The organism is Streptomyces sp. NPDC001348 (assembly GCF_053597535.1).
On record NZ_JBSFIK010000051.1, the window covers coordinates 1 to 15,222 of the forward strand.

Genomic DNA, 15,222 nt, shown 5'->3' on the forward strand with positions numbered 1-15,222 from the left:
TGGGATGGCCGGCTGCGTCGTGCCGCACGCCGGTGACGCGGCACAGCACGTAGCGGCGCTCGTCGGTGATCAGGCAGAACAGCGTGCCCACACGGTCCTTGCCGGCCGTGACCGGCTGGCTGTAGTCGTTCCGGGCCGCGCACTCGTCGCGGGTGCCACGGCTGTGGGGCGGAAGGATGGTGATGTCGTCCGCGCCGATGCTGGTCAGGGTGTACTGGTCCGACGTCAGCTGCAGGTCGTAGGGGTTGCCCTGGTCGCCCTCGGACATCGGCCACGCCGGGTCGTCGAAGTCGACGAGCTGGTCCGGACGCAGCGTCACGCCGCCCTCGCGCAGTACCGGACGCGGTCGGCCGACGGTGCCGCCGTCGCGCGGGGTGGGCGTGGCCGCCGTGTGGGCCGACCGCCGGGCCGGGGAGCGGCCCGAGTCCAAGGACGGCCGTACGACGGCGCCCACCCCCGCGGCGACGGCCAGCACGACGGCAAGGATCGCGGCGACTCGCAGGCGGCCCCTGAAGCGGGTGCGCAGGCGGTCCCCGAGGCGGACGCCGGCCGTTGGGGGCGGGGCGCCGGGGCCGGACCCGCGCCCCGAACCGGACCGGGGCCCCGAACCGGACTCCGGCTCGGGTCCCGCATCGGCCGGGGACGCGGTGTTCAACTCGCGGTGCACCGCGTGCCACCGCGCCTCCCAGTCCCTGGTGTCCCCGTCGCACGCGGCGACGAAGGCGAGAGTGACCTCCAGCGACGGCAACGCGTGCGCGGAGGCGGCCCGCGACAGGGCGGTGGCCGAGAAGTGGGCCCGCGCGGCCAGTTGCCGGTAGCTGGGAGTCCCCGCCTTGTGCCGCAGGGCGCGTAAGTCATGGGCGAACGCGGCCAGATGCCCGTCGGCGGGATCCAGCGGCAGTTCAGGCCTTCCCATCAGAGGACGCTCCTCCCACAGGCCACCGTTGTTGATACCGCACGGTGCGAATTGATTGTTCACCGTCGGCGTCGCCTGGTCATCAACTTTCCGGTCATCTTCCCTGAAGCCGTCAGGCGTCGCACACGCCGCCCCTACCGTGCGGCGGCGCAACAACTCCCGGCGGCATGCGGCAAGCCCCTCCGGCCGCCCGCCGGCTTGATGGAAGCAGGGCAGGAAACATGCGATCCACGCTGTTGGCCTCGCTGGCCGCCGTCGCGTTGGCCGCCGGCGGCATGACGGCCGCCGCGGCCCCCGCGCACCAGCCCGGTGCGCCGACCGCATCGCCGAAAGGCTCCGAATACCCTGATTTCAAGGGTATTTATGCATTCAGTGGCGGTCACAGCTCCGACCTGGCGAGCAACCCGGATGTCGCAGGCCGTTCGCTGGTCTACTACTGGGCCCAACTCGAACCCGAGAAGGGCCGGTACGACTGGGATCTGGTCGACAAGGACATGAAGCCGTGGGTCGACGCGGGCAAGAAGGTCATCCTGCGGGTCTCCGCGGCCGGCTGGGCCAAGTGGGACAAGGATGCCGACTCCGCGCACGGCACCCCGAAGTGGGTCTACGACCAAGGCGTCAAATCCGTCACCGAGCAGGACAAGGCGGTCTTTCCGCAGTACTGGAACCCCACTTTCGAGCAGGACTACGACGACTTCATCAAGGCGTTCGCGGCCCGATACAACGGGAGCGCGAACGTCGCGTTCATCGACGCGGGCGTGGGCGTCGGCGGTGAGACGAAACCGGACAGTGAGAAGAACGACAAGATCCTGAGCCTGTGGCAGGGCATCGGCTACACGGACAAGATCTGGTGGGGCTATGTACAGAACGCCGTCAGCACCTACCGTCAGGCGTTCACCAGGACCCCGGTCGCGGTGATGCCGGACGCGACGTTCCTGGGCAAGACCGACGGTTACAACGAGCAGAAGCTCCTCGACTATGCCGTCGCGCAGGGTGCCTGGCTCCAGGACAACGGCCTGGGCACCACCTGGCCGCTGAAGGGGCCGGACTGGCACAAGACCACGCTCATCGGCGAGCAGCGCCGCATGACCTCGGAATCCGGCGACAAACTGATCGACGATTTCCAGACGGCGCTGGACAACGACGCCGCCTACATCATGGCCTTCACCGACGATCTGGAGAACCCCGGCAACGCCCGGACGATCCACCAGGTGGCCTCCGAGGCCAACCCCGGCCCCACGGACCCGCCGCCCCCGCCCCCGCCCTCGGGCGACGACCAGACGCTGTGGGACGGCGACTGGAGCACGTACGACTGGGAGATCCACGCCGGCGGCGACTGGGGCAACTCCACGTTGGAGAAGGTGGCCGCGCCCGGTGGCCGGCCGGGGGTGGCCGGCAAGTTCACCGTCAACACCACCAAGAGCGCCGAGGAGGAGCGGGCCGAGGCGACCGCCACCCAGAAGGACACCGGCGGCAACCCCGGCGACGAGGGGTACTACGAGTGGTGGACGTACGTGCCCTCCGACCCGAACAAGCAGACCGGGTGGAGCTCCGACTGGACCGACATCACCCAGTGGATGGACACCCGCGCGAACTGCTCCCCGCCCGAGCAGATCGACATCCTCCCCGGTGACAACGGTCCGCAACTGGTCTTCGACAACGAGCTCAACAACCAGAAGAACCCCTGCGACTACTCGCAGCCCGAGCACCTCTACACGCTCGGCGACCTGCAGTACGGCACCTGGATGCACTTCGACGTGCACCTGAGGTTCTCCACCGACCCGGGCGTCGGTTTCGCCGAGATCTGGCTGAACGGCAAGAAGGTCCTCCCCCTGACCCACATGCAGACCCTCGACGACAACAGCAAGGGTGTCTACATGGAACAGGCGCTGTACCGGGCCGACATGAAGGGCACCAACGTCCTCTACCACGCGGGAACACGACGCCACACGCAGCACGTCGACAGCGGAGAGTGATCCCGGCACGCCCCCGCTCACCCTGGCCGACCGGGCGGTCCGTGCGGCCCGCCCCGTGCGTCGACACCGGCGGCGGGGGCCGCGGTGCGCCGCTCGCCGAGTGCGGCGAGAACGGGTCGGGTAGGTGGTGGACCGGGCACCGGCCGACGGCTTCTGAGTCGTGTTCGACGCGCACCACGACTCGGGGATCTCCGCGCGGCCGGTGGGTTCCCCGGACCTCCGTGGGACTCACCGGCTCCCTTCGGGAGATGCCAGAATGGGAGGCGGCAGGCGAGGGGATGAGGACTAGGGAGACCGTGCCGGACAACCGAGCGGGAAGAGCGTCGACGGAAGACCACAGCGAGGGCGGCGGGGGACCCGCATCGGTGACGATCGCGTACATCGCCGAGTCCGCGGGCGTCTCGGTACCCACCGTGTCGAAGGTGCTCAACGGCCGTTCCGGGGTGTCGGACGAGACCCGCGCCCGCGTCGAGCAACTGATCCACCAGTACGGTTACCGCAAGCCCCCCAAGAACCGCAGCAATCTGGTGGAACTCGTCTTCCGCGAGCTGGAGAGCATGTGGGCCGTGGAGATCATCCGCGGTGTCGAGCGGGTGGCCCGCAGGAACCGCGCCGGCGTACTCGTGTCGGAGTTCGGGCTCCACGACACCGCGGGCCTGATCGACGACACGGTCGGACGGCGTCCCCAGTGCGTCCTGTCCGTGGCGCAACTGTCCGAGGCGGAGCGGGAACGACTCAGAGCGAAGGGCATCCCGTTCGTCGTCTTCGACCCCATCGACGAACTCCCCGACGACGTGCCGTTCGTGGGTGCCACGAACTGGAGAGGCGGTCAGGCCGCGACCCGGCACCTGCTCGGCCTGGGCCACCGGCGCATCGCCATGATCAGCGGGCCTGATCACCCCTTCTGCCGGGCGCGTCTGGCCGGCTACCTGTCCGCACTGGCGGAGGCAGGCGTGCCGACGGAATCCGGCTCGGTGGTGAAGACCCTGCTCACACGGGAGGACGGCTGCGCCGCGGCGCGGGAACTGCTGTCCCGCCCCGACCGCCCCACCGCCGTGTTCACCGCGAACGACATGCAGGCGCTCGGTGTCTACCAGGCCGCGCGGGAGCTCGGATTGCGCATCCCGCACGATCTCAGCGTGGTGGGGTTCGACGACGTACCGGTCGTGGCGTGGGTGGATCCCCCCTTGACCACCGTCCATCAGCCGCTGGCCGAGATGGCGGCGGCCGCCACCGAGCTGGCCCTGGCGCTCGGCCGTGGTGAGGACGTGTCGCAGGTCGGACTGGAGATCGCGACCACCCTCACCGTCCGGGAGAGCACCGCTCCGCCGAAGGAGGAGTGAGGACGGGCCGAACGTTCCTCGGACAGCGCAAGGCCCGTGGGGCACGGGTGTGCCCCGGCTGCCCGGAGCGGGCAGCCGGGGCGAGGGCCGGTCGGTCAGGACGTCGTGCCGGTGACCGAGCCCGAGGACTTCGTGACGTGGTACGTGGCGGTGGCGCCGCTCCAGAAATGGAAGGTGAGCGTCACCGGCGCGCCCTCGGTGACCGCGGACAGGAAGCTGGACGTGAGGGTGATGGAGTTGCCCGTGTAGTCGGGGGTGAAGGAGCTGTTGAACTCCTGGTAGGGGGTCCAGTTCGCCGGGCCGGCGTTGCTGCCGTCGGCGTACCGGGCCTCCATGGTCGCCAGCCGGTCACCGCGGAACTGCGTGGGGATGGTGAGGGAGCCGGTCGTTCCGGTCGCGTTCGACAGCACCGGGGGGTCGTAGCTGATGACGCTGATCTGCCAGGGGGCGCCCTGGGAGAACCTGGCCTGCAGTGTGGCGTTGACACCGTAGGCCCGGTTGCCCGCCAGCCGGTTGAGCGCGCCCGCCGTCAGCGTCAGCCGGCTGCCGGAGACGGTGAAGTCCCTGCCGTAAAGCAGCTGGGTGCTGCCCTGCCACAGGCCCTGGAAGCTGGTGCCGTTCGGGTTCAGGGTGAGCGTCTGGGCGCTGATCTGGGCGGACTTGCGCACGTAGACCGTGTCGGTGGAGGCGGTGCCCGAGCGTGTGGTCCAGCTGGCCTTGATCAGGTCCATCAAGCCGGGATCCCGCCACTGCAGCGTGTTGCGGTTCACGAACGAACCGGCGTCCCACAGAGCGGTGGTGACGCCGCTGCGGCGCGCCTGGTAGCCGAGGTCCTCGAAGTACTTCAGCGCCTCTCCCCGCTCCACGGAGTCGGTGTGGGTGTAGTCGGGGTAGCTGAGCAGACCGTACTCACCGAGATAGACGGGGATGCCCTGGGCGACGAACGTGTCGTGCATGCGGGCGAAGGCGTCGCTCATGTCCTTCTGGGAGTTGGCGTCGTACCGGGTGCCGCCGGCGATGTTCACGCTGAACGGCCAGTAGCCGTAGTAGTGCACGGTGGCGACCAGGTTGCTGTCGTGCAGCGAACTCATCGTGCCGGTCAGGTTGTCCATGAGGTCCTGCGAGGGAGTGCAGCCCAGGGTGGGCAGGACCAGCAGACGGTCCGCGTTGCCGCCGCCCGAGGAACGGACGACGGTGTGGAAGGAGGTGTTCAGCTCGTTCATGAGCTGGGCCTTCTGCGCGTCCGTGGCGTTGTTGAACTGGGGCTCGTTGACGCTCTCGAAGAGCAGGGTGCGCGGCTCGTCCCGGAACGTGGTCGAGATCTGGCTCCAGGTCGAGTTGAAGCGGGCGAGCACCTTGTCGTGGTCGGTGGACATGTTCGCGATCCACTGCCACGAGTCGTGGTGGACGTTGAGCACGACGTAGAGGCCGTCGGCGAGTGCCCAGTCGACCACCTGCTTGACGCGGTTCATGAAGGTCGCGTCGACGGTGTACGGCGCTGCGGCCGACTGGTGGTCGTTCCACGTCACGGGGATCCGGACGCTGCGGAAGCCCTTGTCGCGGACGGTGTCGAACAGCGCCTTGGTGATGGGTGGGTTGCCCCAGGACGTCTCGTCCGGAATGGCGTCGAGGGTGTTGCCCACGTTCCAGCTGGGCTGCATGGCGGCGACGGCGTCCACGGCGCCGACCGGAACTCTGACGGCCGGCCGTGCCGGGTGCGCCGCGCCGGCGGCCACGGCGAACGAGGTGCCGCCGGGCAGCCCCAGGACGACGAGCAGCGCCAGCAGCAGCGCGGCCAGGCGTCCGGGGCCCTGGGCGTGTTGGTGCGCGCGTTGTCGTACGGTGCCGATGTCCTTCACGTGTCGTCCTTTCGGTCGGGCGTGCGGGTGATGAGAACCGTGGTCACGCGGCGACGAGCCGCCGCTGCCGGCCACGCTTGCCGGTGAAGACCGGTTGATCGACGGTGCGCGACTCGTCGTCGGCGTGCAGGGCGGCCCGTGCGGAGGCGGCGGGCCAGGGCCCGGTGGGGACTCGAAGCTGGAGCAGGCGAGGCAGCGGTCGTCGCCCACGCGGCAGACGCCGGGGTCGGGGTGGCAGCCGGGGATCACGGGGTTGGCCGCGCCGGCTGCCTGCTGCTGAAGGGGCACCCCTTCGTTCCTCTCGTCGAGTGAACCGCCGTGCGGCGTTCAGGGAGTCACCGCCTGCGCAGCACCGCGCCACCGCCGGGCGGCACTTCGCGGGCGGGCGCGCCGGTCATGAGGTCGTGGGCAGGGTCCGGCAGGGGCACCGCGTCGGCGCGGTGGTTGATCAGGACGTCCCACCGCCGACCGTCGGGTGCGTGTCGGGTGACTGCTTCGACACCGGGCGGCAGACCAGGCAGCTCCGGCTCGACGCCGGCCTCCGTCAGCAGCCGGCCGACCAGGGCGCCGTAGTCGGGGTTGTCCAGGCGGGTGGAGAGGTACCAGCCCTGCCCGCTGCCGAGACGGTGCCGGGTGAGTGCCGGGCTGTCCGTGAGCATGGGGTCGGGAGCGAGTCCCTGCGCTCCGAGGGAGCGCAGACGCTCGCCGCCTGCACCAGCCGCCCAGGCGGTCGGTGGTGATGCTGCGAGTCGTCATGAGGTCGATCCGCTCGGACGGGTGGTGCAGGAACGCCGGGTCGGCCGCCGCGCCCTCGCTGCCCCGCACGGAGGTGAGGTCCGGCCTGACGGGCGTGCCGGGCACATACGCCGGCAGGGCCGCTCTGGAGCCCGCCTTCGTGTTCGCGCCGGTGCGCTGCTGTCCGCCACCCTGCAGGCGGACAGCAGCGGTGTCAGTGCGGCCGTACCGGCGCTGGAGGCTGCTGTGCTGACGAAGCTTCTGCAGTCCAGCTCATGGCTCATGGAGGCGGCCCTTCCCCTGGGAAGCCGTCGAAGCGCTTCACTTGGCAGGCGAAGGTAATGACGTGTTTCGCACGAAACAAGGGGCTCAACGCAAAGAAACTTTCTTCAACCGTGGCCATTGACAGCCTGTCAGGGCGGTGGCAGCGTCGAAGCGCTTCACCATCGCGTTCACGAGCGAAAAGCCGCCTCGACCGACATCCGCGCCGCCTGGCGCGGGGGTTGGTCAGGACGGTGCGGGGGGCTTTCGCGGACGGGAGTCCGCGAAAGCCCTGTCTCATGGCGTCGCCCTCGCCGGCAGAGCGCGCCGCCGGGCGGTCACAGGTCGAGGACCAGGCGTGGCCCGCACGAGCGGGAGACGCAGATGAGCATCGTGTCGCCGGCCGCCCTCTCGTCCTCGCTCAGCAGCGAGTCCCGGTGGTCGGGCGTGCCGTCGAGCACGTCGGTCTCGCAGGTGCCGCACGTCCCTTCCTGGCAGGAGAAGTCCACCGGGACGCCCGCCTCCGTGACGACCTGCAGCACCGAGCGGCCGGGCGGCACGGTGAGCGTGAGCCCGGCGCGGGCGAGCACCACCTCGAACGCCTCGGCGGCGCGGTCCCCGGCCGGTTCCGCCGGGGCGAACCGCTCGACGCCGAGGGTGCCGGGCGGCCAGTCGGCGCACCGTTCCTGAACCGCCCGCAGCAGTGGCTCCGGGCCGCACGCGTGCACCAGGGTGCCTTCCTCGGGTGCGCCGAGGAAGGCCGTGAGGTCCAGCAGGCCGAACTCGTCCTGCGGCCGCACGAGGACGCGCTCCCCGTACCCGGTCAGTCGGTCCAGGAACGCCATGGAGGTCCGGGTGCGGCCGCCGTACAGCAGACGCCAGTCGGCGCCCGCGGCATGGGCGGCCTCCACCATGGGCAGGAGGGGGGTGATGCCGACGCCGCCGGCGACGAACAGGTGACGTGCCGCCGGTCGCAGCGGGAAGTTGTTCCGCGGCCCCCGCACCCGCACCCCGGTGCCCTCCCTGAGGTGCTCGTGGACGTACGCCGAGCCGCCGCGGCCCTGCGCCTCGCGGAGCACGGCGATCTGCCAGGCGTCTTCCGCGGCGGGACTCCCGCACAGCGAGTACTGGCGGACCAGACCGTTGTCCAGGAGCAGGTCGATGTGCGCGCCGGGGGCCCAGGACGGCAGGGGCCCGCCGTCGGGGCGGCGCAGGGTGAGGGAGACGACACCGTCGGCGGCGTCGGTGCGGGCCGTCACGACGAGGGCGGTCCCGTCCACGGTGGGTCGGTCGGTCATGGTGCTCAACCTGGTCTCGTACGGGGGCTGGTGGGGGCGGAGTCAGGGCCGCGGCGGTACGTGCAGCAGCAGTGCGTCGCCCTGCCCGCCGCCTCCGCACAGGGCCGCGGCTCCCGTGCCTCCGCCGCGCCGCCGCAGTTCCATGGTCAGGGTCAGTACCAGCCGGGCACCGGTCATCCCGACCGGATGCCCGAGGGCGATGGCCCCGCCGTTCACGTTGACCTTCTCCAGGGGGACGCCGAGCTCCCGTACGGAGGCCAGGGCCACACCGGCGAACGCCTCGTTGATCTCGAACAGGTCCAGGTCGGCGGCCTTGAGACGGCCGTCCCGGGCCAGCGCGTCACGGACCGCGCCGGCCGGCTGGACGAGCAGGGACGGGTCGGGGCCCGCGACCGTGCCGTAGGCGCCGATCTCCGCTAGCGGTGCCAGTCCTTCCCGTTCGGCGCGTTCCGCGCTCATCACGACGACGGCGGCGGCGCCGTCGGACAGCTGTGAGGAGTTGCCCGCGGTGACGGTGCCCGCGCCGGAGAACGCGGGCTTCAGCCGGCCGAGGCTCTCGGCGGTGCTGTCCGGCCGTACGCCCTCGTCGCCGTCCACGACCGTCCCGCCCCGGCGTCCGGTCACCGTCACCGGGGTGATCTCCGCGGTGAGGGCACCGGACTCGCGGGCACGCGAGGCCCGTTGGTGCGACAGGGCGCTGTACTCGTCCTGCTCCTCGCGGGTCAGGCCGTAGGGCTGCTGGTAGCGCTCGGTGGCCGCGCCCATGGCGACGCCGTCGAAGGCGCAGACGAGCGCGTCCCGGTCGAGGGCGTCCTCGGCGGCGGCCGCGCCGTACCGCCAGCCGCCGCGCGCTCCGCGCAGCAGGTGCGGGGCGCCCGACATCGACTCCATACCGCCCGCGACGACGACCTCGTGACGCCCGGAGGCGATCATCAGGTCGGCCAGGGCGATGGCGTGCAGGCCGGACGGGCAGAGCTTGTTGACGGTGCTCGCCGGGACGGTGAACGGGATGCCGGCGCGGACGGCGGCCTGCCGTGCCGTGTTGGGACCGGCCCCGGCCTGGACGACGTGGCCCATCACGACGGCCTGCACGGCGGCCGGGTCCAGGTGTACGGCGGCCAGCGCGGCGCCGATGGCGTGCGCGCCCAGTTCGGCGGCGGACACGGTGCTCAGCGCGCCCATCAGTCTGCCGATGGGGGTTCTGGCGCCGGCGACGATGACGGATCCGGGCACGGCCGGGACCTCCTTGGAAGTGTGCGGGGGAATCAGGCGACCGCGTCGACGGCGCGTTCGGCGACCAGGTGCCCCGTCTCGTTCACCGCGTGCAGGACGATCCGGCCTCCGGGCATCCGCCGCACCCGGCTGACCGAGGTGTAGCCGGGGTGGAACCAGAACATGCGGGGCAGGCCGAGCACCGTAGCCAGATAGGTGTTGGTGATACCGCCGTGGCACACGGCCGCGACCCGCCCGCCGGGATGGGCGTCGAGGACGCTCTCCATGGCCCGTGCCGCCCGGGCCCTGAAGGCGTCCCAGTCCAGATCCGGGACGAAGTCCTCGTAGCGCCCCTCGGCGAGCGCCACCGACCGGGGGTCGTCCGCACGGACCTGTTCCGGTGGCGTGTACGGCTGCGAGACGTCGGTGTCCCACTCCCGCAGGTCGTCCAGCACGGTGGCGGTGAGACCGGTGAGCCGCTCGAGGGGTGCCGCCGTCTCGCGTGCCCGCCGCAGCGGGCTGGTGTACAGGGCGTCCAGGTCCTCGTGCACCAGCCAGGCGGCCAGCCGCTCGGCCTGTGCCGTGCCCTGCGGCGACAGCCCCGGGTCGTAGATGCCCGCCCGCGGGAGACCATGTCGGACGAGGAGGAGTTCGGTCATCGATGGTCCTTCGTGCGGGTGCGGGTGCGGGTGCGGGTGCGGGGGAGGGGGGGGAGGGGGAGGGGGGAGGGGCGCGGGTGGCCGGCCGCCGGTTCAGCCGGCGATGGTCCGATCGGAGTGCCAGTACGCCCGGCGCATGGCGCGTTTGTCGAGTTTGCCCATGGCGTTGCGCGACAGTTCCGGGACGAACTCGTACGACTTCGGGCACTTGTAGGCGGCCAGCCGGTCGCGGCAGAACCGGTCCAGCTCCTCGCTCGCCGGCGCGTCCGCGACGGCCACGACCAGCGCCCGCAGCGACTCGCCGAAGTCCGGGTCGGGCACGCCGATGACGGCCACCTCGGCGACCGCGGGATGCTGCCGCAGCACCGCCTCGCTCTCGGCCGGGTACAGGTTGACCCCGCCGGAGACGACGACGTCGGCGGCCCGGTCGGTGATGAAGACGTAGCCGTTCGCGTCGACGTGTCCGATGTCGCCGAGGGTGAACACGCCGGGAGAGAGATAGGCGGCCTCGGTCTTCTCCGGGTCGGCGTGGTAGCGCACACCCCGCCCCTCGGGGGCGCGGAACGCCAGCAGGCCCGTCTCGCCGGGCGGCAGCGGGCGGCCGTCGTCGCCGGTCACCAGGACCTCGAACGGGGGCTGGACGCGACCGACGGACCCCGGGTGCTTCAGCCACTCGGTGCTGCTGATGCGGGCGAGCGTGCCCGCCTCGCTGGCGCCGTACGACTCGGTGAGCACCGGACCGAACCACTCGATCATGGCCCGCTTCACCTCCGGTGGACACGCGGACCCGGTGTGCGAGACCTGGAGCAGGCTGGAGACGTCGTAGCGGGTGCGGACGTCCTCCGGCAGGGCGAGCAGGCGCTGGAAGTGGGTGGGCACCATCACGCTCGAGGTGACCCGCCACTTCTCGACCTGGTACAGGAACGCCTCCGCGTCGTACCTGCCGAGGATCACCACCGGCTGCCCGGCGGCCAGGTGCCGCAGCGAGGTCAGCGGGCCGTTGTGCTGGAGCGGGCCGCACACCAGGTGGGGGCCGGGCGGGAATCCGGGCCGGGCGGCCAGTGCGGCCAGGTAGGCGGCGCTGTCGGCGACCGGGCCGTTCACCCAGCGCACCTCGGTGCCGCGCGCCCGACCGGTGGTTCCGGAGGTGTAGACGAGGGGAGGACGGGCGGGGCGGTCCGTGGGTACGACGGTGGGGGGCGCCGCCTTCAGCCACAGGTCCCAGTCGAACGCGTGCCCGGCCGGCTCGGTTCCGTGCGTCACGACCGGGAGGCCCAGTTCGCGGGCCGCCTCCACGGCGACACCGGCGCCGGCGGGCCCGGCGACGATCCCGGTCGCGCCGGCGTCGACGAGCTGGTCGACGAGTTCACCGACCGTCAGCTGGCGGGACGCCGCCACGGTGCCCACCCCCGCGCGGAGCCCGGCCAGATGGGCCACGAGGGTGGGAATCGCGTTGTCGCCGAGGACGGCGACCCGGTGGCCGGGGCCGGGTGCGAACTCCAGCAGGCGTGCGGCCGCCCGCTCGACCTGGTCGGCGAGCCCGGACCAGGACAGCGCACCCCGGTCGTCCACCAGGGCCGGCTCGTCGGGTGTCTCCTGGGCGCGGCGGTCGAGTGGTGGAAGGGACATGGCTCCTCCGGCGGCTCTTCGGCCCTCCCCTGAATTCATGGGAAGGCGATGCGGAGACTGTAGCGTTTATCAAGAAAGTAGGGAACACTGCGAACCGAGTCGGTGTCGCTCGCCCTGGGTGAATGGTGGGGCGCGGCCTCATCCGGCCCCACGTTACTCAATCTCTCGTCTGGTAAGTGTCCCGAGGAGGAGCCATGTCCCAGCCGGATGTGGAACAGCCGGACATGGACGCGTGGTGCGCTCGGGCCAGGGAGTGGCTGGCCACCGTGCTCGAGCCACGCCGGGCGGCGGAGTCCGCCTCCGAAGCCGCCGATCTCGCCGTGTTCCACAACCTCACCGACGACGAGGAGCGGCTGCTGCTGGAACGCTGCCGGGCCTATCAGCGCGCCCGCTTCGACGCGGGCTACCAGGCCCTGACCCTGCCCAGGGACAAGGGCGGCGCGGGCCTGAGTGCCGCACACACGGCCGCCTTCGCCCGGGAGGAGTCCGCCTTCGAGGTGCCCGCGTCCACCGAGCTGATCAGCGTCACGGTGCGCTTGGTGGCGATGGCCGTCTCCCTGTTCGGTACGCCCGGGCAGCGCGACACCTACGCACGCGCGTTCCTGCGTACGGACCTGCTGGCCTGCCAGCTGTTCAGCGAGCCCGGTGCGGGCTCCGACCTCGCGGCCCTGCGCACCCGCGCCCGTGCGGAAGAGGACGAGTGGGTGATCGACGGTCAGAAGGTGTGGACCTCGGGAGCCCAGTTCGCCGACTACGGGCTGCTGCTGGCCCGCACCGACCCGCACGTCGTCAAGCAGGCGGGGATCACCGCCTTCCTGGTCCCGATGGACGTGCCCGGCGTGGAGGTGCGACCCATCCGTCAGATGAGCGGCGGCGCCTCCTTCAACGAGGTGTTCCTGGAAGACGTCCGCGTCCCGGACGAGCTGCGGATCGGCCGCCCGGGCCAGGGCTGGGAGGTCGCCACCGCCACCCTCGCCTTCGAACGCACCGCCTCCGGCGGCGGCAACCGGCGCAAGGGCGGCACCTTCACGGACGTTCTCGCCCTGGCCCGCTCGCTCGGCCGCACCGAGGATCCGCTGGTCCGTCAGCGTCTCGCCGACCTGTACGTACGGTCCGAGCTGCGCGCGGCCACCGTGGACCGGGTCGCCCGGGCGAGCGCCGCCGGCGGCCGGCCGGGCCCGGAGGCGTCGCTGACCAAGCTCATGGCCTCCGACCTGCTCACCCGCACCGGGCGGACGGCGGCCGAACTGATGGGCGCCCGGATCAGTGCCGACACCGGGGAACCGGACACGTTCGCGTGGACCCAGCACCTGCTCGGTGCCCCGGGCTACCGGCTGGCCGGCGGCACCGACCAGATCCAGCGCAACCTGATCGGCGAACGCGTGCTGGGACTGCCCGGCGAGCCGCGCACCGACCGCGTTCCCTTCTCCGAACTGCCCGGCAGCCGACGGCCGGCGACACCCACCGAGGAGTGAGATTCGATGGATACGGGACTGACAGGCGCGAGGGCACTGGTGACCGGCGCCAGCCGGGGCATCGGCCGGGCGATCGCCGAGGCGCTGGCAGCCGAGGGCTGTGCGCTGGCGCTGTGCGCCCGGGGCGAGGAGGCGCTGGCGAAGGCGGCCGCCGAACTGCGCGCCGACGGCACGACCGTGTACGCCGAACCGGTGGACGTCACCGACCCCGCCGCCCTCGCGGGATTCGTGGCGCGGTCCGCGGACGAACTCGGCGGGCTGGACCTGCTGGTCTCCAACGTCTCGGCGGGCAACGTGAAGGGCCCCGAGTCCTGGGAGGCCAGTCTGCGCGGTGACCTGATGCCCTTCGCCGGACTCGTCGACGCGGCCCTGCCGTATCTGGAGTCCTCCGACCGGGCCGCGGTGGTGGCCATCGGCACCACCAACGCCTCCGACACCGCACGCCCCGCCGGCGCCAACTCGTACTCCGCGATGAAGGCGGCCGTCGTCCAGCACGCCTCGGCGCTCGCACACGCCCTTGCTCCCAAGGGCATACGGGTCAACACCGTCTCGCCCGGCCCGATCGACTTCCCCGGCGGCGCCTGGGAGACGATCCGGACCAGCCGCCCGGAGGTGTACGAGGAGGTGCTCGCCAAGCTGCCGATCGGCCGCTACGGCACGCCGGACGACGTGGCCGCCGCGGTGACGTTCCTGCTCGGCCGCACCGGCTCGTTCTGCGTCGGCGTCAACCTCGTGGTGGACGGCGGGCTGCTGACCCGCGTCCAGTACTGAGCCGTGGCGGGCCCGGCCGGGCGCCTCGACGCCGTCTTGGTCTGCGGCGGCAGGTGGCACGACTTCGACCACGCGCGGCTGCGGCTGCTGGAACTGCTCGCGGACCAGCCGCGGATACGCACCAGGGTGTACGAGGACTACGACTGCCTGCCCGCGCTGCGGGCCGCCGACCTGCTGGTCACCTACACCTGCGACGTACGGCCGGACACCGCCCAGCAGGAGGCGCTGGCGCACTTCGTCGAGCGGGGCGGGCGCTGGCTCGCCCTGCACGGCACCAACTCCGTGATCGAGCCGCCGGCCCCCGGCGGACCCCGGGTCTTCACCACCCCGCGGCTGCTCGGCGAGCTGGCCGGGGTGCTGGGCAGCCGGTTCCTGGCCCACCCGCCGATCGAGCCGTACCAGGTGCGGGTGACCCGGCCGGAGCATCCGCTGGTCGCGGGGATCGAGCCGTTCACGGTCACCGACGAGCTGTACGTCTGCGAGCTGCACGGGGAGCTGGAGGTGCTGCTGCACGCCGAGTACACGGGGCCGTGCCGTGGTTTCGCCGAAGGCGACGCGGCCCTGGACCAGGAGCCGCGCCCCGTCCTCTATCTGAAGCGGCACGGCCGCGGCGAGGTCTGCTACTTCACCCTCGGCCACTGCCGGGGCCGGTACGACGTACAGGACCTCGGTGTGGACGACACCGGGCGCGTGGACCGGGGGCCGTGGCGGACACCGGAGTTCCTGACGGTGCTGCGGCGATGTGTGCGGTGGGCCCTGTGCGACCCGGCCGAGGCTCCGGCGGCCACCGAGCCGGCCTGAGCGCCACCCGGGGCTCCTCGCCACCGCCGCCCCTGCCCGTCCCGTCCCAGGGGCTCCGCCCTTCGACCCCGCCGGCGGGCTCCGTCCCGTGGGACCCCGGGCCTGCGCCCACCCACCGCCCGACTCGAGTCGGCGGCATGACCGGCAGACTCCACGGGGGCATCCGGGAGTGCGGTCCCTGCCGTGGGCCGAGAGCGCGGCCCTGGCGGGATGCGGGAGTGCGGCCCCTGCCGTGGTCCGACGGCGCGGCCCTGGCGGGATGCGGGAGCGTGGCGCCTGGCGGGTTG

At 72.0% G+C, this 15,222-nt stretch carries 12 protein-coding genes; 5 read left to right on the plus strand and 7 right to left on the minus strand.

From position 1 onward, the window contains the following. Positions 1–916: helix-turn-helix domain-containing protein (locus tag ACWC21_RS35955; RefSeq protein WP_450888215.1), on the minus strand; the 916-nt coding region annotated here is incomplete at its 3' end. 221 nt (positions 917–1,137) lie between these two features. On the opposite strand from ACWC21_RS35955, the gene ACWC21_RS35960 reads away from it, so the two are divergent. Together ACWC21_RS35960 and ACWC21_RS35965 are read left to right on the plus strand one after the other, a co-directional pair. After that, on the plus strand, positions 1,138–2,892 hold the full coding sequence (locus ACWC21_RS35960; protein ID WP_450888217.1) for a heparin lyase I family protein: 1,755 nt from the start codon (positions 1,138–1,140) through the stop codon (positions 2,890–2,892). A gap of 365 nt (positions 2,893–3,257) precedes the next feature. Beyond that, positions 3,258–4,235 carry a LacI family DNA-binding transcriptional regulator gene (locus tag ACWC21_RS35965; protein WP_450888219.1) on the plus strand — a complete coding sequence of 326 codons (978 nt, stop codon included), beginning with the start codon at positions 3,258–3,260 and terminating at the stop codon, positions 4,233–4,235. A gap of 95 nt (positions 4,236–4,330) precedes the next feature. Here the strand turns inward: ACWC21_RS35965 and ACWC21_RS35970 are convergent, their stop codons facing one another. From ACWC21_RS35970 to ACWC21_RS35995, 6 genes are all read right to left on the minus strand, one after another. Next, entirely contained in the window at positions 4,331–6,085 is a 1,755-nt protein-coding gene (locus tag ACWC21_RS35970) for a cellulase family glycosylhydrolase (protein ID WP_450888314.1), read from the minus strand. 344 nt (positions 6,086–6,429) lie between these two features. Continuing rightward, entirely contained in the window at positions 6,430–6,753 is a 324-nt protein-coding gene (locus ACWC21_RS35975) for a beta-galactosidase trimerization domain-containing protein (RefSeq protein WP_450888220.1), read from the minus strand. Between the two features lie 675 nt (positions 6,754–7,428). Continuing rightward, positions 7,429–8,388, minus strand: a complete 960-nt coding sequence (locus tag ACWC21_RS35980; RefSeq protein ID WP_450888222.1) for a PDR/VanB family oxidoreductase — start codon at positions 8,386–8,388, stop codon at positions 7,429–7,431. Positions 8,389–8,430: 42 nt separating this feature from the next. Next, positions 8,431–9,621 carry an acetyl-CoA C-acyltransferase gene (locus ACWC21_RS35985; protein WP_450888224.1) on the minus strand — a complete coding sequence of 397 codons (1,191 nt, stop codon included), beginning with the start codon at positions 9,619–9,621 and terminating at the stop codon, positions 8,431–8,433. Between the two features lie 32 nt (positions 9,622–9,653). Beyond that, a complete protein-coding gene (locus tag ACWC21_RS35990; RefSeq protein WP_450888226.1) occupies positions 9,654–10,259 on the minus strand; it encodes a histidine phosphatase family protein in 606 nt (201 codons plus the stop codon). Between the two features lie 93 nt (positions 10,260–10,352). Then, a complete protein-coding gene (locus ACWC21_RS35995) occupies positions 10,353–11,888 on the minus strand; it encodes an AMP-binding protein (RefSeq protein WP_450888228.1) in 1,536 nt (511 codons plus the stop codon). A gap of 194 nt (positions 11,889–12,082) precedes the next feature. Here ACWC21_RS35995 and ACWC21_RS36000 point away from each other — a divergent pair, with 194 nt between their 5' ends. Genes ACWC21_RS36000 through ACWC21_RS36010 form a run of 3 tightly spaced genes read left to right on the plus strand, consistent with a single transcriptional unit; the run spans position 12,083 to position 14,935 of the window. After that, a complete protein-coding gene (locus ACWC21_RS36000) occupies positions 12,083–13,363 on the plus strand; it encodes an acyl-CoA dehydrogenase family protein (protein WP_450888230.1) in 1,281 nt (426 codons plus the stop codon). A 6-nt stretch (positions 13,364–13,369) separates the two neighbouring features. After that, positions 13,370–14,134, plus strand: a complete 765-nt coding sequence (locus tag ACWC21_RS36005) for an SDR family NAD(P)-dependent oxidoreductase (RefSeq protein ID WP_450888232.1) — start codon at positions 13,370–13,372, stop codon at positions 14,132–14,134. 3 nt (positions 14,135–14,137) lie between these two features. After that, the gene (locus tag ACWC21_RS36010; RefSeq protein ID WP_450888234.1) at positions 14,138–14,935 is read left to right on the plus strand and encodes a ThuA domain-containing protein; all 798 of its coding nucleotides are present in this window, start codon (positions 14,138–14,140) and stop codon (positions 14,933–14,935) included. The last annotated feature ends 287 nt before the right edge of the window (positions 14,936–15,222 follow it).

Coding starts and splice junctions, on each gene's coding strand:
- ACWC21_RS35980 (WP_450888222.1), bottom strand. CDS start 8,388: ATGACCGACCGACCCACCGTGGACGGGACCGCCCTCGTCGTGACGGCC.
- ACWC21_RS36000 (WP_450888230.1), top strand. CDS start 12,083: ATGTCCCAGCCGGATGTGGAACAGCCGGACATGGACGCGTGGTGCGCT.
- ACWC21_RS36005 (WP_450888232.1), top strand. CDS start 13,370: ATGGATACGGGACTGACAGGCGCGAGGGCACTGGTGACCGGCGCCAGC.
- ACWC21_RS35990 (WP_450888226.1), bottom strand. CDS start 10,259: ATGACCGAACTCCTCCTCGTCCGACATGGTCTCCCGCGGGCGGGCATC.
- ACWC21_RS35975 (WP_450888220.1), bottom strand. CDS start 6,753: ATGCTCACGGACAGCCCGGCACTCACCCGGCACCGTCTCGGCAGCGGG.
- ACWC21_RS35995 (WP_450888228.1), bottom strand. CDS start 11,888: ATGTCCCTTCCACCACTCGACCGCCGCGCCCAGGAGACACCCGACGAG.
- ACWC21_RS35960 (WP_450888217.1), top strand. CDS start 1,138: ATGCGATCCACGCTGTTGGCCTCGCTGGCCGCCGTCGCGTTGGCCGCC.